21 protein-coding genes are annotated in these 26,551 nt (G+C 49.2%); 2 read left to right on the top strand and 19 right to left on the bottom strand.

Translation table 11 applies throughout. From position 1 onward, the window contains the following. Nucleotides 1-3: 3 nt before the first annotated feature. The 6 genes from AC2IBB_RS22165 to AC2IBB_RS22190 form a co-directional block, all read right to left on the bottom strand. Nucleotides 4-864, bottom strand: a complete 861-nt coding sequence (locus tag AC2IBB_RS22165; protein ID WP_486328915.1) for a class I SAM-dependent methyltransferase — start codon at nt 862-864, stop codon at nt 4-6. Further along, the gene (gene asnB / locus AC2IBB_RS22170; RefSeq protein ID WP_486328916.1) at nt 845-2,719 is read right to left on the bottom strand and encodes an asparagine synthase (glutamine-hydrolyzing); all 1,875 of its coding nucleotides are present in this window, start codon (nt 2,717-2,719) and stop codon (nt 845-847) included. Before asnB ends, AC2IBB_RS22165 begins: the two co-directional genes overlap by 20 nt. 64 nt (nt 2,720-2,783) lie before the next feature. Then, nucleotides 2,784-3,737, bottom strand: coding sequence for a Wzz/FepE/Etk N-terminal domain-containing protein (locus AC2IBB_RS22175; protein ID WP_486328917.1), 954 nt, complete (start codon nt 3,735-3,737; stop codon nt 2,784-2,786). A 122-nt stretch (nt 3,738-3,859) separates the two neighbouring features. After that, nucleotides 3,860-6,940, bottom strand: a complete 3,081-nt coding sequence (locus AC2IBB_RS22180; protein ID WP_486328918.1) for an SLBB domain-containing protein — start codon at nt 6,938-6,940, stop codon at nt 3,860-3,862. 2 nt (nt 6,941-6,942) lie between these two features. Next, the gene (locus tag AC2IBB_RS22185; RefSeq protein WP_486328919.1) at nt 6,943-8,232 is read right to left on the bottom strand and encodes a capsule assembly Wzi family protein; all 1,290 of its coding nucleotides are present in this window, start codon (nt 8,230-8,232) and stop codon (nt 6,943-6,945) included. Nucleotides 8,233-8,662: 430 nt separating this feature from the next. Beyond that, nucleotides 8,663-9,010, bottom strand: coding sequence for a histone-like nucleoid-structuring protein, MvaT/MvaU family (locus AC2IBB_RS22190; RefSeq protein WP_486328920.1), 348 nt, complete (start codon nt 9,008-9,010; stop codon nt 8,663-8,665). 225 nt (nt 9,011-9,235) lie between these two features. On the opposite strand from AC2IBB_RS22190, the gene AC2IBB_RS22195 reads away from it, so the two are divergent. Further along, nucleotides 9,236-9,541 carry a ComEA family DNA-binding protein gene (locus tag AC2IBB_RS22195; protein WP_486328921.1) on the top strand — a complete coding sequence of 102 codons (306 nt, stop codon included), beginning with the start codon at nt 9,236-9,238 and terminating at the stop codon, nt 9,539-9,541. 98 nt (nt 9,542-9,639) lie between these two features. Here AC2IBB_RS22195 and AC2IBB_RS22200 read toward each other — a convergent pair whose 3' ends face one another. From AC2IBB_RS22200 to AC2IBB_RS22240, 9 genes are all read right to left on the bottom strand, one after another. Further along, on the bottom strand, nt 9,640-10,641 hold the full coding sequence (locus AC2IBB_RS22200) for a DUF3103 domain-containing protein (protein ID WP_486328922.1): 1,002 nt from the start codon (nt 10,639-10,641) through the stop codon (nt 9,640-9,642). Between the two features lie 655 nt (nt 10,642-11,296). After that, entirely contained in the window at nt 11,297-11,881 is a 585-nt protein-coding gene (locus AC2IBB_RS22205) for an ATP-dependent Clp protease proteolytic subunit (protein WP_486328923.1), read from the bottom strand. Between the two features lie 121 nt (nt 11,882-12,002). Further along, complete coding sequence (locus tag AC2IBB_RS22210) at nt 12,003-12,518, bottom strand: DUF1993 domain-containing protein (RefSeq protein WP_486328924.1); 516 nt, start codon at nt 12,516-12,518, stop codon at nt 12,003-12,005. Between the two features lie 213 nt (nt 12,519-12,731). Continuing rightward, nucleotides 12,732-14,723, bottom strand: a complete 1,992-nt coding sequence (locus tag AC2IBB_RS22215) for a diguanylate cyclase domain-containing protein (RefSeq protein WP_486328925.1) — start codon at nt 14,721-14,723, stop codon at nt 12,732-12,734. Between the two features lie 123 nt (nt 14,724-14,846). Further along, nucleotides 14,847-15,101 (bottom strand): hypothetical protein, encoded by a 255-nt coding sequence (locus AC2IBB_RS22220; protein WP_486328926.1) that lies wholly within the window; start codon nt 15,099-15,101, stop codon nt 14,847-14,849. Nucleotides 15,102-15,355: 254 nt separating this feature from the next. After that, nucleotides 15,356-15,943: an IS630 family transposase gene (locus tag AC2IBB_RS22225; protein WP_486333989.1), complete on the bottom strand. Its 588-nt coding sequence runs from the start codon at nt 15,941-15,943 to the stop codon at nt 15,356-15,358. Nucleotides 15,944-15,965: 22 nt separating this feature from the next. Then, nucleotides 15,966-16,364, bottom strand: coding sequence for a helix-turn-helix domain-containing protein (locus AC2IBB_RS22230; RefSeq protein WP_486328927.1), 399 nt, complete (start codon nt 16,362-16,364; stop codon nt 15,966-15,968). Between the two features lie 495 nt (nt 16,365-16,859). Continuing rightward, the gene (locus AC2IBB_RS22235) at nt 16,860-17,159 is read right to left on the bottom strand and encodes a hypothetical protein (protein ID WP_486328928.1); all 300 of its coding nucleotides are present in this window, start codon (nt 17,157-17,159) and stop codon (nt 16,860-16,862) included. 674 nt (nt 17,160-17,833) lie between these two features. Further along, on the bottom strand, nt 17,834-18,583 hold the full coding sequence (locus tag AC2IBB_RS22240; RefSeq protein ID WP_486328406.1) for an IS5 family transposase: 750 nt from the start codon (nt 18,581-18,583) through the stop codon (nt 17,834-17,836). Nucleotides 18,584-18,648: 65 nt separating this feature from the next. Here AC2IBB_RS22240 and AC2IBB_RS22245 point away from each other — a divergent pair, with 65 nt between their 5' ends. Then, a complete protein-coding gene (locus AC2IBB_RS22245) occupies nt 18,649-19,173 on the top strand; it encodes a hypothetical protein (protein WP_486328929.1) in 525 nt (174 codons plus the stop codon). A 179-nt stretch (nt 19,174-19,352) separates the two neighbouring features. Here AC2IBB_RS22245 and AC2IBB_RS22250 read toward each other — a convergent pair whose 3' ends face one another. The 4 genes from AC2IBB_RS22250 to AC2IBB_RS22265 form a co-directional block, all read right to left on the bottom strand. After that, nucleotides 19,353-19,691 carry a hypothetical protein gene (locus AC2IBB_RS22250; RefSeq protein ID WP_486328930.1) on the bottom strand — a complete coding sequence of 113 codons (339 nt, stop codon included), beginning with the start codon at nt 19,689-19,691 and terminating at the stop codon, nt 19,353-19,355. 28 nt (nt 19,692-19,719) lie between these two features. Beyond that, nucleotides 19,720-20,709 (bottom strand): hypothetical protein, encoded by a 990-nt coding sequence (locus AC2IBB_RS22255; RefSeq protein WP_486328931.1) that lies wholly within the window; start codon nt 20,707-20,709, stop codon nt 19,720-19,722. Between the two features lie 14 nt (nt 20,710-20,723). Further along, nucleotides 20,724-21,074, bottom strand: a complete 351-nt coding sequence (locus AC2IBB_RS22260; protein WP_486328932.1) for a hypothetical protein — start codon at nt 21,072-21,074, stop codon at nt 20,724-20,726. A 208-nt stretch (nt 21,075-21,282) separates the two neighbouring features. Next, entirely contained in the window at nt 21,283-26,526 is a 5,244-nt protein-coding gene (locus tag AC2IBB_RS22265; RefSeq protein WP_486328933.1) for a fibronectin type III domain-containing protein, read from the bottom strand. Nucleotides 26,527-26,551 lie beyond the last annotated feature (25 nt).

The following is a 26,551-nucleotide window of genomic DNA, read 5'->3' on the forward strand; positions in this document are numbered from 1 at the left end:
GCATTACCCCTTTTTGGCGACATACATAAGACTGGGATACAAGCCTATAAAGAGGATAATATGAATGGCAGCCTTGGCGACCCCCAGCTTATTCAGGAAGCGCAGCGCCTTCGCAATGCCAGGATAGGCCTTTATTTCAATGGAGTCCCCCAACAATGAGTTCTCCACTTTTTCTGCAAACGCATTTCTAACTGAGAGTCCATTCTTTTTTAATAACCTCCTAATCTGGTAAGGCGTTACTAACTGCAAGTGCTCCAAAAAGTGGACATGCCTGCTTTTTCTCTGCGCAAGTGCACTCAAGGCCATCCACTTTTTGCCCAGCTTAGGTATCGTCCATATTTGCAAATGTGGCTCATATGGCCATATATAGTTTGGCGCTTCAATATATATAACGCCATTCTTCGATAGCACCCGGGACATTTCGCTTATGACTCGATCGACGTTTGTGACGTGCTCAATAACCGTGCTGCATAAAATCAGATCAAACTCGCCATCCTCAAAAGGCATACTTTCGCCAAAGCCTTGAATGAAACGACAGGAAGCTAGGTCTCTGGATAAGGCTTGCGCGACTTTGATCGCTTCACCTTCAGGCTCAATGCCCGTTACTTGAGCCCCGGGGTATTCTTCGGCAAGCGCAACGCAGTTCATGCCGATAGACGAACCAACTTCTAGGATATTTCTTATCTGATTTTTTTCAGCAAACCGAGAGACCCATTTAACGACACCTTGAGACGACTGGGAACAGGCTTCATAATGGCTCTGAAGACTCCCTCCTTGTAATTTTCGCTCCGCGTGACCTCTATTATCATCGTTGCTCAAAAAATCCAGCCAAAGGGCTTCCGCCTCAGAGGTTAGCGCTCTCATGATTCCTCCATAGTTGAATGGCGAAGAGTCTCGCTACGGTACTGGTGTCTACGCGGCAGTCTCCCCCTAGATATCGATTCCAGACACTATTCAAGCTTCTTGCATCAAACATTCCTTCGCAGTCGTCCGCTTCTGCGAAGATACGCTCTCCCATCTGACGCCAGGGACCTTTTAGAACGTCTTCTTCTTGAATACCCATTCCAAAACCGCGTTTTGGGGCAAAGAGTATTTCTGCTGGTATTAAGTCTTTAACGGCTTCTCTGAGGATATACTTCAAACCTTCGCCGCTTCCTCCTTTTCGCACCTTATCTCTGTAGTTTATTCCCATGGCGGCTGCGATAACTTCTTTATCAAGAAAAGGCGCACGAAACTCCACGGAGGCCATCATGGCAGGCAAATCTGATGAAATGGTTATCGAGTGAGCATTCTCTATTAACAACGCCAAGTAATTAGACTCGTCTATAAAGTCTTTATTTGGCAGTAGCGGCCCCCAGTAACTCATTTCCTCAGACACATAGTTCAGCATAGTCCGAGCTATATCCGGCGGAATGATCAAGGGCCATTGTTCTGCAGCCTTATATCTATAATATGCAGCCTTTCTGAGACCAGGTCTTTCCAAGAGGAACTTTAATGGCCCTTTTCTCCACTTATCAGGGGCGACTCTTGCGCAAGCCAGAAATAAAGCTATGCCACTCAACAATCTTGATACTTTCGCGGTATGAAAATGTCCTGTGTAACCAAAAAACAATTCATCAGCCCCATTACCGCTCATCACAACCTTTACCCCATCCTCGTGAATCGCTTCAGACATTTCGTAGGTATGAATTAATGGCAGCAACATTATCGGCTCGCCCCAGGTCGCCAATAGATCTCTAAAAACCTGAAATTGTCTATTGGCGTCGAAATAAAATTCTTTATGATGCACGCCGAAGTGTTCCGCCATCTTTCTCGCTCGACGCAAATCCTCATCATCTGGCCCGGAGCCAAATGCATAGGTCCGAATAGTCTGATCAGTGTGCTTCTTCATCATCGCGACAATGGCGGAGCTATCAACGCCTCCCGACAGTAGAGCGCCAACAGGCACATCGGCCTGGGACCTGATTGCAACCGCACTTTCGATAACTTCCCGCAGTTCGCCAGCATCTTTCACCATACTTGGCGCCGGACTCCAATGACGCCACATCGTTTCCACACGTCCTTCACAAACCACCATAGCATGTCCCGGGCGCAGCCTTTTGACGCCTCGATATACAGTATGAGGTTCTGGGATATGGCGCAGATTGTGTAAAAGCATCGCCGCCAACGCAGAGTGATCAATATGTCTATCAACATCAGTGATCATTCCTAACGCAGGAATCTCTGAAGAGAAATAGAAGCCGCTTTCAGTTTCAGTGTATATAAAAGGTTTTTTACCAATAGGGTCCCGTGCGCAAACAAGAATGCTTCTCTGATGATCAAATAAAGCAAGAGAGAACATTCCTCTCAGCTCTTCAAGAAATGACTTCCCTCGCGCTTTGTAAGCGACCAGCAAAACTTCTGTGTCAGAACCTGTCTTAAATGTATACCCTTGCGCTTCATATTTAGCTCTTAACTCTTTGTAGTTATATATTTCCCCATTAAAAACCACACTTAGATTTCCGCAAACACTGTGCATAGGTTGATCTCCTTGCGGAGATAAGTCGACTATAGCTAACCTGGAATGACAGAGACCTACTGTTTTAGAGTCGTTGAGCCAATAAGAGGATGCATCTGGGCCACGATGCCGCTGCTTCGCCAACATTCCCTGCAATAAGGCAGCGCCATCCAGCCGAACACTCTGCGAAGATCTATAATAAAAGCCGCCTATTCCACACATTGGCTTGAGAAGCCCTCATATTATTTATGTGAAAAGTGATAGCTCAAGGACAGCAAACTCAGGCTCATTCACTTCGTTTGTTTTCAGTAACAACTTGAATAAGTAGAACCAATAAAATACCAAATACACACCCAGCGATACCGCCGACTATAACCATTTGAAACCTGTTCGGCTTATACTTCTGTTCAGGAACAAAGGCCGGATCAATCACTCTAAAAACATAATCCTCTCTGACGCTAGCCAGCATAGCCACTTTAGCCTGCGCCTCGACCAGCTGATACAAAACCCTTTGCATTTCCGCATTAACAGTCAGTCTTATTTGCTCGTTTAGATATTCTATGCTTCTTTGAGCCTCAGATTTCTTCTGCAACCTGACATGACTATTAAGCTTATCAACCAACAGAGTCGCCCAATGCGCCGCCTCTTCCGGTTCGTAGGCCATAACAGAAATGGTCACCAAACCGGACTTAGGATCTTCGGATACACTTAAATGTTTACTTATAAACTGCTGATATGTTCTTTGCCACGAAGGCTCAAGCGCAGAAGCGTCTTCAGTATCCGACTCACCTTTAACCCAGCCTACCACCTCCCCCAGCAAAGAACCTTGTTTCTCCCACTTACCACTTTCTTTATTCCAATTCTTAATAAACAAAGAGGATTTAATGCTCTCCTCTTTTAAAAAATGGGTAAGAAAGTCCTGTGACTTTAAGATGGCCAATGCCTCAGTCACATCCGACTTCCCTCCGCCAATATTTATTCCCGCTATTCCAGCCAGTCCCCCAAACTGACCAGCAAGTCCCGCAAGCCCTCCTTTTTGTTCCTCCTGAGCGGGGACCAGCAATGTGGATGACTTATAAATATCAGGCTGATTTTTGGCCATAACAAAAGTAATAATCAAAGACACAAAGGCTATCGATATAATTAGCCACTTCCCTTTCCAAAGAGTGTGGAGCATATCTCTGAGACTGACTTCATTATCCTGATATGTCTCAATTACAGGAAAAGTCTTTCTTTCCATATCTTAACAGTCCATTGAGAAGTATATTTCTCGTACAAACCGGATAAATAATCTTCTCATATTTCCTCCTAACCAAAATAACAATAACTATATTAATATAGTTATTTCAGAGATTATTTCCTTTATAAGCTTGCAACCGCAGCCACGCCTAAAGCCATCTGATAGAAGATCTGACTGACATTGGTCCATAGCTGCAATTTACTTAGCCTGTCTGTCTCCAAAGGCACAACAATAGTATCTCCCGGGCCAACTTTCTCAGCATCACGGCTAAACCAAGGGGAACCGCTAGGCAGCCAAACCGAACCATTTGCTCTTACAACATAAGTACGATTAGCGTCCGCCTGCGCTGTTTCTCCTCCACTTCTCTTAACATAGTCTTCAACAGAAAGGTTCTGATAAAAAATATGACTGGTGGAAAACTGAACCTCACCAATGACCGTCACAGACTGCGTAATCGGCGGAACAGTTAGTTTGTCGCCCTCCTGCAAAATAACATCCTGTTTTTGATCCCCTTTCATTAACGCATTTAAATCAATAACCAAGCGACCCAATGGCTTACTTTCCTTAACCTGAGAAAGTAAGTTTTCTAACGTACTTATGTCTGTCGGGGAAACATCCTGTCCTGAGCTGCTCTCTCTAGCCAGTTGTAGCTGCAATGAAGCTAGATCCCTCTTCAGCCGGGCTTCCGCCTCCTTCAATCTTTCAGCTTCCAATTCCGCTAGACGCTCTCTTGTATAGACCGCCCCTTTTATAAAAGCATTCGAACTAAAGCCTCCCGCCCGTTGAATAACCTGAGACAGCGTCTCCCCCTTTCTAACAACATACTCACCCGGGAACTGGACCTCACCTTCCAAGGTTACGGTATATCGTTCCGCATACTCAGGTATAGTTTTTATGTATACCCTATCCATCGCCTTCAATTGACTGGAACGCCCTTCACTCAATGCGCTAACCGGTGTATTGAATACTTGCAGGTCACTTTTTGTAGAAGATACGTTTATCCGTGATATTTCGGCCTGCAGTGTATACGAAGAGTCAAGAAGGCCTCCTGCCGCTCGAATTAATCGATCAGTTGAAAAGTTTTTCGTGACTGGATAAGTTCCGGGGAATTTCACAGCGCCATTAATGGTTACGTACTGAGGGGGAAGACCTGGACGCGCCTGCTCTCTCAATCTGTCAATAACGTCACTCAATAGCGGCTCTCTGCTGGCGTCTTTGTTAAACAAGATAAGCTTATCCCGAGGGTTGATAACGTAAGCCCGCTCGTCCTTTCCGGAAAAAATACCCACTAAGTCCAAATCTTGGACAGCAATATCCCCACGGAGATTAACCTCCCTTACTAATAGAGCATAATTAAGGTCCGTAACCGCCGGATCGATACCACCAGCCGCCAATATCGCGTCTTTGACGGAGTAGTTTTCAGGTAATGGGAAGCTTCCTTGCAGGCGCGCCGTTCCAAGTACAGAGAAGGTCTTTTCTTTCTCCGCTGGGCTGGACTGTGCTTTCATTTTTCTCAATAGCCCTGCCAACATTTTGCTTCTAGTGCGATATTTATCGAAAACCAGTAATCGATCTTTGTCCTTCATCACTACGTTTGCGGCGCTTTCCGGCTTGGACAGCGCTTCTCCCAGTTTTATATGGAGCACTTCAATGTCTTTATAGGCGTTTTTCTCTCTGATGATTAACGCATACTCCAAGTCTGACTGGGGCTTGAGCCCGGAATTTATCGAGTGCACAACATCACTGACCCTCATACCCTGGCTCCAGTCATAGACGCCTGGGCGACTGACCTCGCCCAAAATTTTAACGTAGCCTTCGACAAGGTCATCTACAGCCCCGACGGTTATTAGGTCACCATTCTTTACACCAAACCTCTCCCCTTGTTTGGTAAGTAGATTCACGTCCTGCACCGTCTTCTTGAAACCGTCCGCCACTCTCTCTACTTTGGTGAATTTCGGATATGCTTCTGCTCGCAACCCCCCTGCAAGTTCTACAACCTCAGATATGCTCTTTTCATTCTTCAACTCATAAATGGCTGGGCGTTGAACATAGCCAGCGACGCCCACAGCTTTGCCTTTAGGTGGAATAAAAATAACGTCCCCAGGTTGCAACCGACGATCAGAGCCCGTGTCTCCATGCAATAGCAAATCATATAAGTCCAATGTAGATATCAGCCGCCCTTGACGCTTCAACTGTATGTTACGCAATGAGCCTGTTCGTCTGACGCCGCCGCTGACGAACAGCGCATTGGTCATGGTGGAAAGCGAACTGACTGTATAAGCGCCCGGAGTTCTGGCTTCTCCCAGGATGAAAACCCTGATGCTTCTTAGCTCTCCAAGAGATATCGCACTCTCAACACCAATATATTTTTGTTGAATCAGGCGCGTTAATTGATCTTTCAGCTCATTAAAAGATAAGCCTGCTACGGAAATAGGGCCTATTTGAGGGATTTGGATCTGACCATCTCTAGTCACTATAAGTTCGTGTAATTGGTTTTCCTTACCAAACATCTGAACCCGAATTGTGTCACCGGGTCCGACGATATACTCGGTAGGTATTGGTATTTCAGTAACTGGCGCAAAGGTAGTGGGCGCGCCGGCGAACAAGTCATAGCCAAATGTATTTAACACCTCTGCAGTAGCAGACTCATCACGTCGTTCTCGCCGCTCTCTTCGCTCTTGCCGTTCGTCTTTTTCCTTCTGCTCGCGCCCATACTGCTTATTGAGTCGGTTCTTATAAGATTCCCGCCCTTCCTCTTTGCCCTCCCTTGAATACCAGCTACGCTCCTTCTCATATTCAAGCCGCTGGCGTTCATCTTCAGCTCCATCATCGCGTAGCAGCCAATCTTGCTCGTAGGAATAATCGCCCTCATCCGAAGTCCAGTCATACTCCAGCCCCTTCATGCGATTATTAGGGGCTTCGTCTACTAGGTAGTCTGTCTTTTCATCCTCAGACAAGGGCCTAACGGGAGATTCAGGCGCAGACTCAAGCTTTTTATCATTCGCAGATTTTTGCGATTTTTTCAGAGCGTCTATATCCAAGCCATACTGTTGGGCTAATGCCTTTTGCTGCGCCTCCGGAAGCGAAAGAAACTGCTGCACTTGCTCTTGCGTTAGCGTCTGCGCGCTAGAGAGCATACTCCAGCCCCAGAGAAACAAAATCGCTATTGCTTTATACATATTGTGCATAGATAAGTTCTTCATTATTAAAATCTATATGCCCCTTGAAGCCAGAACTGAAATTCACCGCTGGAAGCATAATCGTTGACCAGCTCATCAGAATAATAATCTCCTCCAAATTCATAGCGTAAGGCTCCCCACTCCCCTTGATAAGTCAGCTTCGCTTCCCAAAGCGACTCTTTATAAAACTCGCCGCTGGGAGAATAGGCTGTGCGTGCGCCATCAATGTTAGCCCGCACTTTAGAAATGGAGCCGGTTATGACTTTAGAGTCAGGTGAAATTACCCGCATTCCAATAGAATAGATTTCCGCATCATTATCTATGGAGGCGCCAATGGAGCGTCCGTGGTATCTATATCCTGTCCGGTAAGTCTGATGGTTGTATGCAACATTGGAAGAAAGGGAGCCAAAAACTCCACCAGTAGAAGTCGCTGTCGCCTCTATAAAAAAGCCACAGTCCCATTCATTCATATTAAATGAACTTTCAAATCCGCCGAGCCATAATCGTTTGGACGGCAGTCCCCCAGCTTCATCCTCCCCCACCATTTGCAAATACAAAGCGGAAGGCAGTGAAAAGAAATTAAGCGAGAAACGTAGATCGACGCCCCCCAACTGATTACCTGGCTCATTTTCTGCCGTGACGCCACCGTCGCCCACATTGTCTTTTCCCAGCAGTAAGTCCACCAGACTTGAAATTGACTGAGGCCGCCCTTCTCCTCCCCACTGAGCAACTCGATACAAGCCAAGCTCTAAGTTTTGCAATGGCCTGAACGAAAACCGGGCCCCTAACAGCTTGGCGTCGGGAACAGCACGGTCGTTCTCCAGCTGCCCACCAAACATTTCGATGCTCCACGGCCCCAGCCAAGAAAGCCAACGTGTTTCAAATTCGGCATCAGAATTCCGTCGAATGAAAACACCAGGAACAGGCCTTGCGTTATCAGAAAGGATAAGACTGGATTGCCACCCAGGCCCCCACCAGCGGTCTATGGCGCCTACCCCCAATACCCAATTACCGAATATGCCAGCAAAATAGGAACCGTCCATTCTGACAGCAGGGGAGTCATCATAATCTCCACTCACTCCGCCCACGCGAAGACCACCAGCCAGAAAACTTCCCAGAAATTCCGCCTGCAGCCAAATCTCATTCTTTTCAGTAAAACTGTCGCCAAACCCTTTCAGGAAAGGGGAGCTACTGGCGGTATAAAACCCCGCCTCAAAATGAACGCTCTGAGTTTTATAACGGCGCAATTCAAACTGAAGATAGTCAAAGGCCGTACGTATACGATCGGAAGGAAGGCTAGCGCGATCAATCAGCATCAACTCTCTATCGATGCTGGACCAGGAGACAGGCCACGCCATTATATTCAGGTTCGCATACCCTGAATCGACTAAGAGCTGCAAGCTATGGCGCAGACGGATATCGTCAGTATCCGCCCATGGCGAAGCATGCGCATTAAGTGACCAGACCAGGAGTAAGGCAAGTACAGACCTCCTCCCCGGAATTAGTGATTCCTTCACCCTTATTACCGATTTTTGTAGTTGTCTGATACCACTCTGATTAGGAGAGCTGGCGTTATTATAATTAGATACAGCTATTTAAAAGGATTATAGGAGAGATGTTTTAGAATGTGTAGGAAGCGCGGAAAATTAATTTTTGAGCATTATTTAGCCAAATCAATGCATTAGGCCACCGATCAAAGTTTGCGCTACCCGCTAAAGCACCTATTACCGGATAGCGCCAAAAAACCTAGCCAACCCAGCTGTCGACGGTTTCCTTACCGTATTTGCCGCGCCACTCGTTCAGCACTTTATGATTGCCGCCGCGTGTTTTAACAACTTCGCCAGTATGGGGATTTTTGTATACTTTCAGAGGACGAACGCCACGACGTTTGTCCGTCGCACTGGGCTTTTCATCTTTATTCCACATACGAACGACATCTTCTTTGGATACCCCGTACTTATCCATTAAGTCTTGCAGTTTCTTTCGAAATTCCAGCGTTTTCTTAACGCTCTCATCACTCTCAAGCGCTTCGATTTTCTTCTTCAGATTTTCATAAGCAGTCTTTGCTTCAATATAAGCAGATAGTTTATTCATTTATAGCTCCGGGGTTGTTCGCTCAGGTTTACATTCATCACATAACAATGTAATTAAAATTAAATAAATATCAAGAGGCATATGGAGCATTTCTTACAGTTGTGCGTTATTTCTTACGAAAAGTTCAGAATAAAGCGTACAGCTTTTTTATGCGCTTTGAGCATAATAGCGCCTCCACCGGGATCGGTGGGTATTAAATCAAATATTTCAATGGAGTGATTTCACATGCAAAAACTGCTTTCAGTTATTTTCTTCGCTTTTACTCTCGCCTTCGCTAATGTTTCATTCGCTGCCGATACGGCGTCCCTAAAGACACAGCCAGCCGTACAACAGGACGTAGTGAATATTAATACGGCTGACGCCGCAGCATTAGCAAAAACCCTAAATGGCGTCGGCCTTAAAAAGGCGGAAGCTATTATTGAGTTTCGCACTACAAACGGCCCCTTCAAAGATATTTCCGAGTTGGCGCTGGTTAAAGGTATAGGCGAAAAAACAGTGGAGAAGAATCGCAGCTTGATCGTGCTGGAATAATATTGAGGCATAAAAGAAGGCCCCTCCGAGGCAACTTCTCGGAGCGGGCCTTACTTTTACTTAATATAGGCGTGTTTATCACGCCTTATTTTTTACTGTTATTTAATCCCGTTCAGCGTATAGGGCCTCATGGTTGTCATCGCATTACCCGATACACCCATATGATTTCCGTAATGCATGCTTTTTTCCAATGTGTAAAACGAGTCCAAGTAATCGTCGTCGTTGCTGAACCAGTGTTCTGGCATTAGCTCCACAATCCCGCTACCTAACGCCACCAAAGCGCCTATTTCAGGCTGCCCCAGAGCGGACAGCACCTCTGCCGCAGTGGTCAGAAGTTTTTGCGCCAACGTCTGATAGTTAGTGTTATCGTCATGTTCCATCAGAATGATGTTCGCCGCTCCCCAACGGTAACGCTCCCAATAAACAACAACCTGGTTGGGGTAATAGGTTTTGCCATCTTCATCAAGATAGGGCATGTCCACAATATCCAACGCCGGCTCATCTCTGCTGGGGTCAACGCCTGTCACAATCGCATATACTTCCGCATTGCCGGATATCCATGGCTCTTCATCATCTTCCAAGCGAATACTGTCCAAAATAGTCACGTCTGTCGTATCCGACTGGACTTTGTTCATCTGAATGGATTTAGATTTGGAGCGTAAAAAGACCTCACGCATTTGCGCCAGACCAAGCTGCATATCTTTTTTTGCATTGATGTCAACCACCACCACTGGCTGCTGCGGCATACTCCAGACATCCAGCAAGTGTAAACCGCCATTGCTGTCATAAGCTTCTATATATTGCCAGGAAGATTCATCTCCATCCGGCTCGTATGCATAAAGAGGCTCCATACCTTCTTGCAGCTGGGACATCATCTGTGGAGCGGCGATACGTAGCTCAAGCAATGTTTCCCCCCTTGTACGTACGCCTTTCTTGTTCAGGATACTTCTTTCTGCGCTTTGCGCTTGATTAATGAAGGAACTGGATAAGCCTTTTACATCTTTCAATACACTGGAGACCGAAACGCTGCCGTTATTTTCCTTTAATTGCCGCACAAGGTCCGCTGAATTAATTTCCCGGGCGGCGGCGCTGGCCATCATCCGTTTTTCATTAGCGAGTTTGATAAAGCCAGGCGGGGCGAACTTAGAATGAATGTCAGGAGAGTATGCTGGCGAGTGATTAACAGTGGCCGTTTCGGCCGCCGTTATATTGGAAATGAAACTACAAGCCAACAAAGTTACGAATCCTAAAGCAGTACTTTTCCTCATACTGAATTCCTTATTATTTCCTTATTGATAGAACCCTGATACAGGCCTATTCCCTCTACTGCGAGCGCTGGGTAATTGGAAAAGAGCGAATAGCCCCTTGGCAGGGGTTACTGCCGGAGAACGCACTGTATTGTGATAACGTCTTTATATGCATGAGAGGTCCGCCGGTCACTTGAGAATACAACATGTTTTCCAAAAAGTTTCTCAGTGATTTATTTTTTTAATATTTTTGAGAAGAATGTTGCAAGTTTCAGTTTTATCGGCTGAATAGGATAGTGACGGGGCAAGCATTTTTTTCTATGCTCCAGAGCCAAATGACCCTAAAAACCTCTTTAGCATCAGCAGGTTGGGAAGAAAGTCGAGACAGGTTGTTATCTATCTATGACAGCATGAAGAATATATATGACGATATCGGTTATATACATCGTTATGAATAAATCATGAGCGCTTCCAAGCAGCGCCCATGAGGGTTGGCTGAATATTAAATTTAAAGAAGATCTTTATAGGACTCCACGACCCGGGAGACGATCCCGTAATCCATCGCTTCTTCCGGGCTCATCCAAAAATCTCGCTCTATATCCACCAAGACTTTATCAAATGGCTTGCCTGTCTGTCTGGCGACCACATGGGCGATACGCTCCCTCGCTCTCAAAATCTCTTTGGCCTGAATCGCAATATCCGACGCAGGGCCGCCAGCGCCGCCACCGGGCTGGTGAATCATAAAACGTGTGTTCGGCAAACAAACACGACGCTCTTTTTCGGCCGCCAGATAGATATGGGTTCCTGCGCTGGCGACCCACCCGGCGCCCACAGTCACTACCGGCGCCCGGATAAAGCGAATAATGTCGTGAATAGCGTCTCCAGACTCCACGTGTCCGCCGGGAGAAGATATCAGCACCCTGATAGGGTCCTCAGAATCTTCAGCCAACGCTATGAGGCGCTGACACGTGGCTTGCGCCATTTCATGATTGATCTCTCCGAAAATAAACACAAAGCGTGATTTGAACGAATACTGCTCTTCAATACGATCAGTCTTACTCCCCTTTTCAGGTTCGCCGGACAACTTTTCCATGGATTACACTCCTCATACTGATTTCAGCTTTCTCATTTTACCCAATAGCGGGTTAGGCCAACTCAGTATAGATCAGCTCTTTCCGCCCGAAAGTCATCGAAGCGCGCAGGCGCAGTGAAGCTCAAAATACAAAACCAGCGGGATACTCATGAAAGCCATCAAAGTCTCCCTTCCCGACTGGCGCTCCGCAGTGACGTAAAATCGCGTAGACCATGCCGAGATGGAAGAAAAAATTCGGCAATGCATATTGGGCGAGAAACGTTTCGCCATCCAATCGCAGCTCTTTGAACCCTGCTTTCGTCACAATTTCCCGTGAGCCAGCCTCTTTAAAATTTTGCGCCGACAGTACCTCCAAATAGCGCTCCGCCTCCTTAATCTGTCGACGCAAATCTGCAATTGTGTCCTCATGAGACTCCAATTCGGGTATCTCCAGCCCCGCCAATGGATAGCAGGTCCGCAGAGAGAAACTGATTGCCGTACGCACCTGCTGCACAAGAGGGAACATGCCCGGCGCGAGACTCGTTTTAAGTATCGACTCCTGTGTAGACGACATATCGGAGAACGCCTCCAGTCGCTCCATCAATACAGACAGACGCTTCAAATAGCGCGTAAAGACGGTGACGGATAGATCGTACATGCTGTTCCTTAATAGATAGTTATATGAAGTTTTTACTTTAAGCGCGTTTAAATACCGGACATAAGGCGGTGAGTAAACGTCTAAATGAGAAACGACTGCGACTGCGCGGCGGCTAGCCGCGGAAGACAGGGCCCGACACGTGCAGACCCTGTTGTTGCAGACAAACCGAAGGAAGCTATTCATTTGCCTATTTAATAGCGCTGAAGTCTGAAGCTACTCCTCTTTGCTATGCAGGTCGGCGTAATACCGATACTGCCCTGCCCCGCTTTTTTTAGCTTCATACATGGCTTCATCAGCGCAGGAGAGCAGTTGGGATTCGCCGGCTACATCATCCGGATAAACCGCGATGCCAATGCTGGGAGATGTACGCACCTCAGCACCGCCAAGCAGATAAGAAGCGGACAGCGTCTTAATGATACTTTCGGCCAGCCGCGTCACGTCGGAAACGCCTTTGATATCCAGCAGCACAACAACAAACTCATCACCGCCCAGTCTAACGATCAGATCTGATTCACGGACCACTTGACGCAGTCTCCGGGTAACTTCTTGCAGCAATGCGTCGCCTACGTCGTGCCCATGGTTATCATTGACGGCTTTGAAGCGATCGAGGTCAAGGTATAGTGCGGCGACTTTTTTGTGCTGCCGCCGGGCGACAGCCAGCTCCTGTGTAATGAATGTAGAGAGAAATCGGCGATTGGGGAGTCCGGTCAACGTATCATGGGTTGCGAAATATTCCGCTTGCCGCTGCGCCGTCATCTCATTGATCAGTAACGCCACACCCACTGCAGAGGCCTGCCGCTCTTCAAACAGTGGCAAACATGAGGCCAGAAAGTGGCGGGTCTTCCCCGCACCGGACTCCTTCATCGCCACTTCAATGCCAAACTCCGCCGCCCCGGAAGCCAGCACTTTCAGTAAGATGGGTTTTACCCCCTCCATCAGTTCACAGGGAAACTCATTGATATTGCGCCCCACCATCTGGACGCCATCCAGTTCAAACCAGTCAGCCAGACGGCTGTTAATGCGAAGACAATTCAGGTCCTGCCCAATCATGGCGATACCCACTGGAGAGCCTTCATATAGCATCTGCAACTCGGAATACTGACGCCGCAGCGTTTCCTCCCTGTTACGCAATTTTTCCAGCATGTCTCGCAACGCCGCCGCCAATCCGCGTATTTCTCTTGGCGCAAATGTCTCCGTATACGCCAACCGACCGTCAGTGCGCTCAACCGCTTCGGCGGACGCCGCCAGCTCTCGCAGAGGGCGAGATATACGCGCAGCGATCATCCAACCAATCATAGCGAACACAATCGTGATTGAGCCCCCCCACATCCATATGGCTACGCTAAGTTGACGCATGGGCCCGAGGGCCTGTGAAACTTCACGCCGCGCAATTACGGTCCATCCAAGTCCAGAGTATTCCAAAAAACCTTTGGTGCCGGAAAAGCCGGTCAGATACTTTTTTCCATCTGGCCAAGTCATGATGTGAGTTTCATTGCCTTTGAGTGAATCAGGAAGCGACACTTTCTTAAAAGGGGTATTTTCCGGCGCCAGCAGGACCTCTCCATCCTTCGAAAGGACCAGCAGCTCAATATCGCGATTGCGTTGTTGCAGCAGACTGGAAGCGGCTTCTTTTACCCAGTCCCAATTCAGGTGGGCGCCCATCACGCCGATAGGAGCGCCATCCGCTCCCAAAATCGGCGCAGCGAAATCCACTATACGCAAAGGCTGTGTCGGGTCTCCTTGTCGCGGATAGCGATCAAGCAGCTCGCTATCTCGTACATCGCCGACATAAGGGGCGAGATGCCCCTCTCGCCACCAGGGTAAACCAGACATATCAGCTCCCTCCATCAAGCCGCCAGTAGCCCTGAGCACAACCCCATTGGCGTCAGTAAGACCGATCCAGGCGTAATAGCCATAGGTGCGCTTGAGCGTTTCCAGGATGTTGCGCTGTAACTCGGCCTGCGAGCCATTGAGATTGCGTATGGTGGGAAGGCTGGACACATTGATCATATCGCTGAGTCGCTCAAACATTCCTCTATCCAGTCGGTCCGCCATTTGATAGGCAAGCTCCGAGTACTGCTCTCCCAGCTCATTGCGCAGCCGATGAGAAGCTTCATAGTCGACAATCCCGTTCACGAGGCTAGTGGTGATAAAGACTATTCCGGCGAGAGAAAGAGATAACAGGGTTCGAATACCCAGATTCATGGCGGCCGATTCCGATCGCGATATGAATCCTAAGAGATAGATGATTTAGAGGGGGGTTGCAAGCGCTCAGAAGGACTATGCGCCGTGAACAGGCGCATAAAATCGCAAGAAAGACAGTCTGGGCTAGCGATGTCTATCTTTCATGAAAACCAGAATAATCAAGCCTATCACGCTGAATAGGCCGAGGAATCCCCACATACCTGAATAGCCTTTACTTTTCGCGTATTGTCCGCAACCCCAGACAAACAGAACCACGCCTAACAAGACGACTATAAGCCCCATTGTAGGACTGGTGTGGCTCATGGACTTTCCCGCCAACTGCATTATGACGCCCAAAGCGACGCCAATATTGGTATTTCGTTTATGCTCGTAAATCATTTAATCATCTCAATTAATACTTCCATGGCGAACGCCGCCTAACGCAGCCCTTTACGCGCCACCACTTTACTGGCTGCGTATCTTATACTCATAAGTCAAAAGATGACGAATGACCATCTTTATAAAGTGTAAAATCTGACATTCCTACAGAGGTATCTTCCTTGGTTATCCTTCTCGTCATGCTGCTGTTTCTGGGTTTCTTCCTGGCGGCGCCTTTCTGGATCCCGTTCCTGACCAGAAACGAGACTAAGTATCTAAATAAAATTAATCTTATACTCCTGCCCAAACTTTGACAGGACATCGGTGACTGACTCCTTCAGTCTCTCGAACGTCTCATGCGAACCTAGCGGCAGCCAGCTGTACTTCACCTTTCGCCACAAGATCTCTATCAGGTTTAGCTCCGGTGAATATTTCGGCAAATAGATCGGCCAGATGCCTTTATCCGCCCAATCCAACCTATGTCGGCGAAACTCCGCAGAGCGATGCATGGAGGCGTTGTCCAGAAACACCACGGCAGGCTTAAGCGGATCTTTACTCCCCGCCAGCTTATTAAAAAGCGCTACGACTTTGGCGGAATCCACCCGCTCCTCTGTGGCATGGAATATCAGCTTCTGGCGGCGACTCATAAACCCCAGAACGTTCAGTCTCTTATTGTGTGGATAGGATTTCATTTGCGTCGGCTTCCCCACAGGGCTCCAGCCATAAGGTAAGTTGGAACGCTGACTGAAGCCTGATTCATCAAAGTAGTAAAGCTCGATTTCGCCCGCATCCTCCCAGGATTGAAGATCTTTCACAAAGCCCTGAAACTGGCGGAAGGCGTCTTCATCCCGAAGCGCGCGCAGCGAAAAGCGGAATCGCTTGAAGCTATACTTTGATTTTTTTTAAGTTCCGTTTAACGGTCTCCAGACTAGCGCTTTTTCCAGTTTCTTTCTCCAGACGTATCTGGACGTCTCGTAGTTGTTGGGGCTGCTCGTCAATCCACTTACAAACCCTTTCTTGTTCCTGCTCCGTGTAAATGGGCAGCCTTCCCGGGGAGGCGTCGCTAATGAGGCCACATATTCCCATGCTTTCCCACTGCTCAATCCAGATCGAAATGGTGTTGCGGTGGAAGTCGATAATGTCGGCAACTTTATCGATTTTATACCCCTTATTGCTGAGCAATATGGCGTGACAGCGAATACGAAAGCGGGAGCTCGGGCTGTAGCGAAATCCATCGGTAAGAGTCTTTATTTCAGCGGGCTTAAGATGATTGACGTACTTCACGGTGCAAAATATGATCAGCTCGGGTGGTCGTAAGTAGCCTATTTTATTAGAAAATTTATATTTTTCTACTTAAAGAGGGCCATTGGCTTTCAATTACATGCAATTACATTAAGAGCGACTCACTTCATCATATATATTTGGTATTCTCTCCCATCAACTTTTCCCTCGGCGCAAACCTGCTTTGCAGCCAGGATCCAGGGGATTCACAGATAGAGTCAGGGCTCCTACTTATCGGGCTCGCGTTTTTTTTCATCCTGGCCAGAAAGCATTTGTTTCGCGCCCTTCTTGAACGCAAGAGGTTTGGGCTGGCGTCCATCGCCGCTTTTTTCACTCTGCTAGCACTGGCGTACTCAACAGGCGTTGGCTGGATACATATCGGTTCGAGCGTTTTCTTCAGCGCCTTGATCATATTAACTTGGACACCATACGCCCTTGTGATGGAGGCGACCTACGCACATAACCTGAATAAAGACAATAAAGGCTGAAGTACGTCAGCTATACCTCTTCCTGCGAGGGAACAATATCCGCCTTGATCGCCAAATAAAGTAACTTAATAAGCCCTCCCGTAAATATCAGCGCCAGTGTTGCAGTGATGAGCATAGGTCCCAGCATTCCCAAAGCCCCGTAATCCTTTACTTCTGTATCCAAATATTCTCGATACATGTATTCAACGCCAATCATCAGAAGCAAGCCTCCAACGATTAAAACCAAAGCGCTCAGCCACTTCCAAGAAGATATAAAGAACGGAGCAATAAAAACAAACGTAATAAATAGACCTACGCATACCAGTAGCAATGTAATCCTCCAATAGCACCCCCTCTAGGGTTACAGGCCCAAATCGTGACACAAGCCGTCACAATGCTCACTGCCTTACAGCGGCGGCCACGATATACCGCCCGCCAATTGACCAAACCCAGTCACCTAAAAACTAAGGGCGCAACAACAACTTCAGTGCGCTGCACGCCTCCCCGTTTTTAAAGATGTAATAATGCCTGCAACTTCAGCAAACAACGCAGACATGACGAGCAATGATGGATTGGATGGCATATAAAATATATCCTTTTGTTTCAAAAGCTTAGGAAACCCTCAAATCTCATGGTGCAAAAATGGTGCACCAATAAACCTTTCGCCCAGCTCAAAAAACACCCTGTTCAATTAGCCACCAAGTAGTTTGTAAGAAAACTCTCGCAACGAGTTACGAATAATCGCTTAGAAATTAATCCCCACCATTTACAGCAAGCGACCTTGTTGTCTCGAGAACTATCTCCGCCGAGAGCTTTAGCTAACCAAAAACACGAATAAAATCAATAGATTAATTAATCTACCCCCTAGTTGTTTTCGCAAATGGGTGCACTTATACTCCCTGCCTACAAATGGCATGATTTTTATAACAATTAATTCTGTGCAATTTTCCAACAAAGGCAGTGTTCGTGAAAAAGTTAATAAATTCATTAGGGCCTGTTGACGTTTCACATCGGCAGCCATAAATACCCACAAGCCATGGCTACCATACTTTCATAGTTTCTCTTCAACTTGTCATATCTCGTCGCGATGGCCCGGTACTGTTTGAGTCGGGCGAAGGCATTTTCCACCAAATGGCGATACTTGTATAAACCCCAATCCATATCGTCATTACCTTTGACAGAGTTTCGCTTTCTCGGTATCACGGCCCTGGCCCCCTTCCTTTCGATCTGTGCCCGCACTCGTTCACTGTCGTAGCCTTTGTCTCCGACAATCGCCTCTGACGAGGGAAGCTTTTCAATCAACTCCGCCGCTGCTGTGCAGTCATTGACCTCGCCTCCAGTGATCTCAAATTCCACTGGAAGACCATAGGCATCCACGGCCAGATGCACTTTCGTGGTATTGCCCGCCCGACTCTTTCCAATCGCCTGAGGCTCTTCCGTACAGGCTCCTGCGCTGTGCTGATGGGCCTTCACATAGCTGCCATCAATGAACCCCCATTCCAAATCCGGCTCGCGGACCAAGCTCCGGAAGATCCTCAACCACTTGCCTTGGGTAGACCAGGAATTGAATTTTTTGAACACCGAATTCCAGTCTCCAAACTGCCCTGGCAAGTCTCGCCAGGGACACCCCGTCCGCATTCGGTACAACATGCCTTCCACCATCATTCGTAGTGTGGGCTTGTTATAGATTCGCTCTTGCAGCATGATCTCTTTCAGCTTCGACCAAAGCTCGTCACTGAGCATCAATCGGGGCATCGCAAACTCGTTTTGTTGTTGGTGTGGGAACCGCAATATGACGAGTTTGCGCCTATCTATCACCTATGACGAAACGTCAACACGCCCTAGGTATTGGTCTCTTATGCTCACTTTCTATGCCAGTCATGGCAGGCGAAGGTCACGGCAAGACATATATTGGTTTTACAAATGACACCTCTGAAACATTACATTTTGAGCTAAGTAGCTCAGGCGAGGTTGTTGATGAAGTGACGTTGTTGCCTAGGACTGGGTATAAAAGCAAGGAAGCAGATAGCTTTTTATCGTATCCCAAACAATCTAGTGACTCAAAAAGGGTGGAATTTGCCAGCTTTGTCAAAAAAGGGAAAAAGGAAAACCATCACGTTGATCTAATAGTTAGAAATGATGAAGGTAAGATAATTGGAATTTACCAGCAGGATTTGCAATTCACCCGGGATAAAGATAGTGCTTTTGAAGCAACAAATAGTTCCACTGAATGCCATTTAAAAAACGACACTTTGGAATTTTTCAAAGACCATTTCGAAGGCTGGAATGTGTTTTCTGACTACCGTCAATCTACTCCTTGCGTACTCTACTTGAAATTTTATTAATACCTATAGCGCTATTCAATAATCAAAAAGCATACACTCAGAGGGTCTGCCTAACAGGACAGACGCTAAGTAGTAGTTTTTAGAATGACTGTATATCTCTACGTTGTCATACTGGAACTTTCTTATAGTTAAATAACCTCCGGCTTAGCCGGAGGTTATCAATCTTTGCCCTTGTAAAATTAAGAGCCCATATCCACCCGATAAATCAGCGGGTAATTATTTCCATTACCAGAGCGGCAACCACTAACAGCGAATCCAACTTTATCATTCTTGCTTGCATAAGCAGAAAGTAGAGCTGCGTAGATTTCTTTTGTGCCTTCCTTAAACTCAAGCACAGCATTCTCTTCGCCAGACGAAGAGCATGTTTCCAACTCCGCGCCAGTGGCAGCTGGTGAAAATTTTACGACTGCATATCCCTCATATACAACCAGCTTATCAATGCTACGAGTATTAGTAATCGTAGCAGCATTAGCGCTTACAGTGCAAAAAGCAATAATTCCTAGAATAATTTTCTTCATAGTTATAACTTATCTCTTTTCCAAAAAATCAGTTCAAAATAAAATCAACAATTGGAATCATGAATACAAAGCTTCGTCTTGCATATTCTTCTTTTGGAATGAAGTCAGCATATCCATCTGCATCGCCATCAAAAACCACTTCTGACGACCAGCTTGATGACCCATCGCAAAATGTTTTAGAGCCCCACTTTGTATTCCAAAATCGGCTTGAATCTGCTTTCACTCTATAACTTAGTGTAGTTCCACTTGGCCTAATATCGCTATCAAAATCAAAGAAGACTCCTCGTCCCGGATCAACAATACCTTCGTCTTCCCCGCCAATTTTTGCCCACGCCATCTTTGCCCAATCATTTGGAGTGGTGCTAAATGTTATATTCTTCCAAAACTTACCTCCTTTAATACTAGTTATATACTGTTCAACCCCGTCCACAACTCTATATAGCTTATAGTCAGGCTCAATAGCATAATCAACATGCTTGTAATATCCGCCGTATGAGCACTGCTCAATTCCGTAGCTGTCTATCTTACAAGTTTGAGTAATCTTCCACTCTTTACAGGTTAGCGTTTCCAGCTTCCGTTGCCATTCCAACCTAGCAGTCAATGCATCAATTGAATACTTAGCACTAAGCTGCAAGCTACCTTGCGGCGAAGCCTCATATTCAAGAACAGACTCATTTATCGCCTTAGTAATATCTAGCGCGACTTCTTCATCATACTCATTTCCAGACACATCATCGAGCGTATCTTGTAGCTTTTTAGCTCCTTTTGCCACGAGCCGAGCAATGATTTCTTTCTGCTTGACTGGATCGTTAATCTGATTTACAACTGCATGCCTAGTATCTTCATAGATCATTTCTAAAGCTCGCTCAAACGAGCCTTTTGTAATAGCATCAAAGTATTCACCAGAGTCGTATGATGAGTAATACTTTTCATCTATTTCATATAAGGCATTTGCTGAGCCAGATGCAGCAGAAAATAGTGCAGCCCCCAGGGTTACTATTCCTTTATTAAAGCTCATCGCTTACTCCTACCTTAGTCAGATACTTTAAGCTCTACTATTTTACATTGACGCCCTGCAGTCGTATCCAACCCCTCTGTCACAACTGTTACAGTTTTATTCGCCATATAAGCTGAAAGCAATGTTGAAATCATTGTTTTGCTACCTGCATCTGATTCATTAATATAAGACCAAGCCGGGTTGCTTGGCCCATTATTGCAATGCCAGTAGCCAGGATCTGTAGAGTCTGCTATAACCCGAAAGTGAAAATTATCAGGTGCAGAGACCATTATTTCTTTTATTTTAAATGAACCTGGGTACTCAACAGCATTTGCAAACTGACATGAAGCTATGGTAGCCAGAACAAACAAGGCCTTCTTAATCATCACTAAACTTCCTTTTTACAACGTACATTTTTAAAAATATAAACATGACAATAATCAATCAAAATCCATCTCCATAGATCCATCAAGTGGTATCGGTAAGCTGAAGACTTATTAGATAATTGTCAGCTCTCATTCTAGGAATCAAAACGACACTTTTTAACCATGTTTGAATAGCTTTTGCCTGGAGCTATAAGGCCGGCCAGTCAGACTAGCCACACAGATACTTACACGAGATCAACCTCTCGCCGCTTCCCTCCTCTGACCAGTTAACCGCCTCGCGGGCCTCCGCGATGGTGTAGCTACGCAGCACATCATCATCCTGGCGCATGCCAATTCCGGGACGGCTTGAGGTGACGATGTAGTCGCCTATCTCGATATTTCCACCTTCCCCACAAACCAGGATCTGACCTTCCCCCAAGGCGTTCATAATGCCAGCGGTATATGTGTCCTCCAGCTCCGCAAACTCGTCGTCCGTCATGTCAAAGTGTTCCGGGTTAATGACCGTGGCGGAAACATACACGCCCGCTTTGCCACGCTGCCGCGGCTTCGATGACAGGCGCACTTCGTGCAGCACGTTGGATAAATCCCGGCGGTTGATAATCCCGCCATAGACTAGGATTTGTCCCGGCTTGGGATTGCTGCCGGTACGCAATAAGCAGTCGTGCGCGCCAGTGAAAGGCCCATAGCCGCCAAAGTTGGCGTAAACCGCGTACTTGCTCCCCTGCGCATTCACCCCTACCCCGCCTGCGCTGCTCGCCTTCACGCCAACGGATATCGGATCGTGCGACATGTTGAGCGCGTATATCGCCGGACTGGTCCGTGCGGTCTGGGACTCATGCACCGCAAACAGCGGCATGCCCGTATTCGATTGCGCCATGATCGCGACCGTATCGTTCGAGTGAGCCAGTATGCCGGCCCGATGGTTGCCCGGGTTCAGGTTCCCCACCTGCATCACATACTTGTCGCCTCCGACCGGTCGTATGCCGATACTCGCCAGCTCCTGAATCGATCCGTCTCCCTGATCCCCGTAGAAGTGGGCTTCGTTGGTGGCCGAGGACAAAACTATCCGCTTGCCGTTGGCGGCGGTCTGCATCGTGGAGCCCGTCACCGTGGCGCCGGTGATACTGGTTCCGTTGATCGCGCCGCCGTTAATGGTGGTCCCGGTGATGTTCGTCCCTTGGATTGATCCACCAGTGATAGTGGGCGCGCTTAGGCTGATGCTCGCCGCCACGCTGGTGGCCAACACATCCCCACGCACGGACAGCACCGAGCCGTTCCAGCTCAGGCAGTTATTCGCCGCGCCGGCGTTCAAAGCGAAATGGCCGTTTCGGTCCATGTAGGTGGTGAATCGGCTGCCGTTATGAAATCCAAGGTAGTCCGCCGTCAGGTTGAGACCGGGCGTTGCGCTATCGGAAAACCGTTGCGGAATGCCCGACACTTGCCCCCAATCTGCGCCTTTGGTGGCGCCGTCCTGAATGCCTTGCAGCTTGCCGGCTTCCGCTGCGTTGATGGACGACAACGAGTTGGGACGATCCTGCAGGGCGGAATAGCCTTTGCTCCCCGCCGCGATGTTGATCTGACCGAACACTTTGAACGCTTTTTCGGACTGATCCCAGATCGCATAAGAGCCGCTTTGCTCGCTGCCCAGCAAAAGGTCGCCGTTTTCCCTAACCTCGAATATAGGCGCGTTCGCTGCGCTGGCTTCCAGCACGTTGAAATAGCCGTCGCGCTTGAGCGGACCCAGGATCACTTGGGAGCCGCCGTATTCGCTGACGACATTGCCGCGCACGATCAGGTTGTCGCCGTCGCTCAGTTCACCCGCCGGGTTAAAGGCCTCCGTCTTAAAGTTAAACTCCGGCGTCAGTTCACCGTCGCCGAACTCATCCGCGCCCAGCAACCGGAAATAATAGGTGGTGTCCGGCTGGAGCCCTTCATGGATGACCGGGTTGGTGTAGCCGTCATACACCAGGTTATCCGAACTGGGCGTAAAGCCTTTCACCGTTGACCGGTAGACTTTGATGGATTTGAAATCCGGGTCGGTGATCTCCGTCAGATAGGTGCGCGCCGTCCCGATCCCGGCGACCGTATTGTTGACCGTCACCTTGGGGGCTGGGTTGGACACGCTGATAAACACCGTTTTCCCGGTCTGGTTCTGTTTTCCCCAGGGGCGCACGCTTAGGCCAATCTCTCGACTGTTGCCGTCCTCCAGGTTCATCTCGCTGGTGTAGGTGTAGCTTCTGCCGGGTATGTACTCCCGTCGCACCTGCAGGCCTTTGTGGTACACCGTCACCTCGTAGAAGGCGAAGTGCGGCGGCTCCTGATAGTTGGAGCCATAGTAAATATAGAAGTGCGCATCCCTGCCCATAAAGTGATTGGCCTCTTGCCCTCGGTCTACCAGCATCACTTTGGGCGTCACCAGAGGCAACGCCTCGCGTATGTCAGGCGAGCCGATCTCAATGCGCGACACTGCGGCTGACGTGGCGGCGTAGTTAGCGGAGCGTTTGCCCGACTTGCTCACGCCAAAGGCGCGGAAGTAGTACTTCTTGCCATCGCTCACCAGTTGCAAGGTCAGCTCCGGCGCCGCCGATCCCAGGTCCGTCCAACCTGCGCCTTCCGCCGGTCGGTATTGAAAGAAGGCATGGCTATAGTTGGGATCGTCCGGCGGGACCGCGCTCAACTCCAGGGTGGAGATATTGCCGTCCGGCGTGCGCGGCGTGTTCACCGACTCCGTGACGGAGATACGCAGCGGCTTTTTCGCAACCTCCTCCATGACGACAGGCGGCTGATAGCCGGACAGGATCTGCACGCGATGCCAGGACTCCGCCATATTGGGCGCCTGCCCGGTCGCCTTGGTCAGAAAGCCGCGTACGGCGTTCTCACGTTCAGGACCAAGATAGTTTCCCACGTAGGCGGAGGCGACCGCCTTATCGATCCCCTCGAAAGACGGGTCCCAACTCGCGCCCACAGTGTCATTTTGATGCTTACGGCCTTGGATGAAATAGACGCCGTCCTGCACCGGGCTCAGGCCATAGCGCGCCGCGCTGTTGCCCACGGTGACGTTGGGCGGGTTGTACTTGCCATCCACGAGGTAATACACCGCGCCGGGCGCGCCACCAGCGCCGCTGCCGGATTTGAGATAGGCCTGCGGGTCCATGTTCCCGCCGATCTGTCGTGGGCTGCCCAGCCCCCCGTCCACGCCGCTGGTATCGACACGACCATTGGCGCCCAGGTCGATCCCCCGCGCCACCACCAGCAATCCGGCACCGCCGTTTCCGCCGCGACCGCCTGGGGTCTCTCCCGTATTGCCGCCGTAGCTGTTGATGGCTGCGCCGCCGCCATGGCCGCCGTTGCCGCGAATATCAGACGGCAAGCCCTGCAGTTGGCCTTGCGCATTCACGTTTAAATTGAGGTAGGCGACGTTATCCCGTGCGGCGCGGGCGTTGATCCCGCCTCGGTTGTTGGCCGACTCAAAGCGGCGACGGTCTCCCGTCCCCAGGCCGAAGACAATCCCGTCTCCCGCTACGGTGGAGCCGATACCGGTTAGCGCAACAGATTGTCCGCCAGCGGCTCCTGCAATTCCGCGCCCTTTACCGTCCACCGTTCCGTTGATCTGCAGAAAGCCTTTGACACGTAGTTGTACGTTGCCGGACAGAATGACCATCACGCCGGCGTCCACGGTTAAATCCCGGTCGCAGTAGTAAACGGACTGATTCAGATCGGCCCCGCCAGTCAGGTGAATATCGCCGACGATGCGCACCTGTGTATCAGTGACCAGAACTTTGCCCGGGAAGCTGGCGGCGTTGATCGCCACGCCGGCGGAGCTGTACCACGCATCGGGCAGCGCCGCGCCATTCTGATCCGGCGGCAAGGCGCCCGCCGGTTGCGAGGAGCCCAGCAAGGCCAGCTTCACCCGCCCCGTCACCCAGTCCGTGGCGATCTGTTGAATCTCAAAGTTACGGTCCAGGCGACCGTCCGCCATCGATCCGGTGAAGTCCTGCACATGCTCCAGATTAACCCGGACAATGTCGCCCACTTCCAGATCGTGGTTGTCCATATCGGCCACGACATCAAGGAGCAAAGGCGGCCCGGCGTAGGCGTCGCGGAGTGCATCAAACTGATGCTTGATGGCGGAATAGGCGTGGCGGGAACTGTGCAGGGTTTTAAACTTCAATTCCTTCAAATCCGACGCGCCATGGGTGCCGATGGAGTCCGGGTCCACCAGCACGTTGGCGCGGCGATACTCTTTTTTGTCCGGGTCATAATGCCAGTGGATGGCGATCTGATTGATGATCGCGCCCATGTCGTGGCGTAGCGCGTTCACCTTCAGCAGGTTGCTGGCGTTCAGCTCGCGCACGTAAGCGCCGCTGGACATGATCGCCGTGCGGCGACGCAGCCCCATTTCGCCATTGGCGTAAATGGGCGAAAAGGCGCCCATCATCAACAGCAGCTGCTCCTCGATGAACTTCTTGCCGTCAATCTTGGTTTGTCCGCGCACCACCGCCGGCAAGCCCTTATCCGCGTCGGTCACATCCCAGAGGTCTGCACCAATATTGATAAAGTCGGACGTGCGCACATATTGCGGATCAACGCCCAGGTGCCAGTGGTCCGGGTAACGCTTGCCGGGATAGCCGTAGACATAGCCGGTCAACAAACCATACAGCAGCATGGGCGCCGGCTGCTCGATGTAGACGTACTCCTCCACCTGGGGGGCGTTATCGGCGTTGGTGTCCTCGGACTTTTTCACCGTCGCGACCAGATGTTTGGTGCCCAGCGCGCCCCACTCACAGCCCCAAAAGGCGGTAGCGGTAGTATATTTGTAACGCACGATGCAGCCGTTGGGCATTTTGAGATAACCAACGGTTCGGTTGGGTGCGTCAGTAATACCGCTCCCTCGCGGCTGGTAAACAGGCTCGAATCCTTCCGTGGAATACACTTGAATCACATCGTTATTGCCCACGGCGGACGCCGCCAAGCCGACTTTTTTAACGTCGAAAATATCCTTGCGCAGCGTGCGTTGCACATCAGCGCAGCTAAACGAATAAACGCCGTCCAGGAACTCGGCGTCCTCGATAATCTGCGTGGCCACCAGAACAAAGTCCTGCCACTGCAAACCACGCTCGCCGACCCAGACGCGCACGCGTTTGCCGCGCAGGCCCTTGCGATCATCCAGCTTGGCTTTTTGCAGCGCGCTCAGGTTGTGGTCCAGCGCCTCAAATTCCAGGCTGCCGATGGACGCCAAGCCTTTGTCAGGTTGGATTTTTTGCGATGTGCCAGACAAGGTGCGGGCGTTCAACACGCCGTCATACACTACGCCGGACAAACCAGAGACGAGACCACTGGTCAGATACACCACGTCCTCGTTGGTGCGGTCGAACGACAGCTCAACGACATAGACGGGCGACACACTCTCGCCGCTCCAGGCGGAGACGAATTCGCTATTACTTTTTCTCATTTGGAATTACATCAAGTTGGTAGGA

Source organism: Hahella sp. NS-SX17, assembly GCF_057367735.1.

Bases quoted from the DNA above. Each gene is read 5' to 3' on its own strand.
- AC2IBB_RS22165 (WP_486328915.1), bottom strand. From the start codon at position 864: ATGAGAGCGCTAACCTCTGAGGCGGAAGCCCTTTGGCTGGATTTTTTG.
- asnB (WP_486328916.1), bottom strand. From the start codon at position 2,719: ATGTGTGGAATAGGCGGCTTTTATTATAGATCTTCGCAGAGTGTTCGG.
- AC2IBB_RS22175 (WP_486328917.1), bottom strand. From the start codon at position 3,737: ATGGAAAGAAAGACTTTTCCTGTAATTGAGACATATCAGGATAATGAA.
- AC2IBB_RS22180 (WP_486328918.1), bottom strand. From the start codon at position 6,940: ATGAAGAACTTATCTATGCACAATATGTATAAAGCAATAGCGATTTTG.
- AC2IBB_RS22185 (WP_486328919.1), bottom strand. From the start codon at position 8,232: ATGCTGATTGATCGCGCTAGCCTTCCTTCCGATCGTATACGTACGGCC.
- AC2IBB_RS22190 (WP_486328920.1), bottom strand. From the start codon at position 9,010: ATGAATAAACTATCTGCTTATATTGAAGCAAAGACTGCTTATGAAAAT.
- AC2IBB_RS22195 (WP_486328921.1), top strand. From the start codon at position 9,236: ATGCAAAAACTGCTTTCAGTTATTTTCTTCGCTTTTACTCTCGCCTTC.
- AC2IBB_RS22200 (WP_486328922.1), bottom strand. From the start codon at position 10,641: ATGATGGCCAGCGCCGCCGCCCGGGAAATTAATTCAGCGGACCTTGTG.
- AC2IBB_RS22205 (WP_486328923.1), bottom strand. From the start codon at position 11,881: ATGGAAAAGTTGTCCGGCGAACCTGAAAAGGGGAGTAAGACTGATCGT.
- AC2IBB_RS22210 (WP_486328924.1), bottom strand. From the start codon at position 12,518: ATGTACGATCTATCCGTCACCGTCTTTACGCGCTATTTGAAGCGTCTG.
- AC2IBB_RS22215 (WP_486328925.1), bottom strand. From the start codon at position 14,723: ATGAATCTGGGTATTCGAACCCTGTTATCTCTTTCTCTCGCCGGAATA.
- AC2IBB_RS22220 (WP_486328926.1), bottom strand. From the start codon at position 15,101: ATGATTTACGAGCATAAACGAAATACCAATATTGGCGTCGCTTTGGGC.
- AC2IBB_RS22240 (WP_486328406.1), bottom strand. From the start codon at position 18,583: ATGCCCCGATTGATGCTCAGTGACGAGCTTTGGTCGAAGCTGAAAGAG.
- AC2IBB_RS22245 (WP_486328929.1), top strand. From the start codon at position 18,649: ATGACGAAACGTCAACACGCCCTAGGTATTGGTCTCTTATGCTCACTT.
- AC2IBB_RS22250 (WP_486328930.1), bottom strand. From the start codon at position 19,691: ATGAAGAAAATTATTCTAGGAATTATTGCTTTTTGCACTGTAAGCGCT.
- AC2IBB_RS22255 (WP_486328931.1), bottom strand. From the start codon at position 20,709: ATGAGCTTTAATAAAGGAATAGTAACCCTGGGGGCTGCACTATTTTCT.
- AC2IBB_RS22260 (WP_486328932.1), bottom strand. From the start codon at position 21,074: ATGATTAAGAAGGCCTTGTTTGTTCTGGCTACCATAGCTTCATGTCAG.
- AC2IBB_RS22265 (WP_486328933.1), bottom strand. From the start codon at position 26,526: ATGAGAAAAAGTAATAGCGAATTCGTCTCCGCCTGGAGCGGCGAGAGT.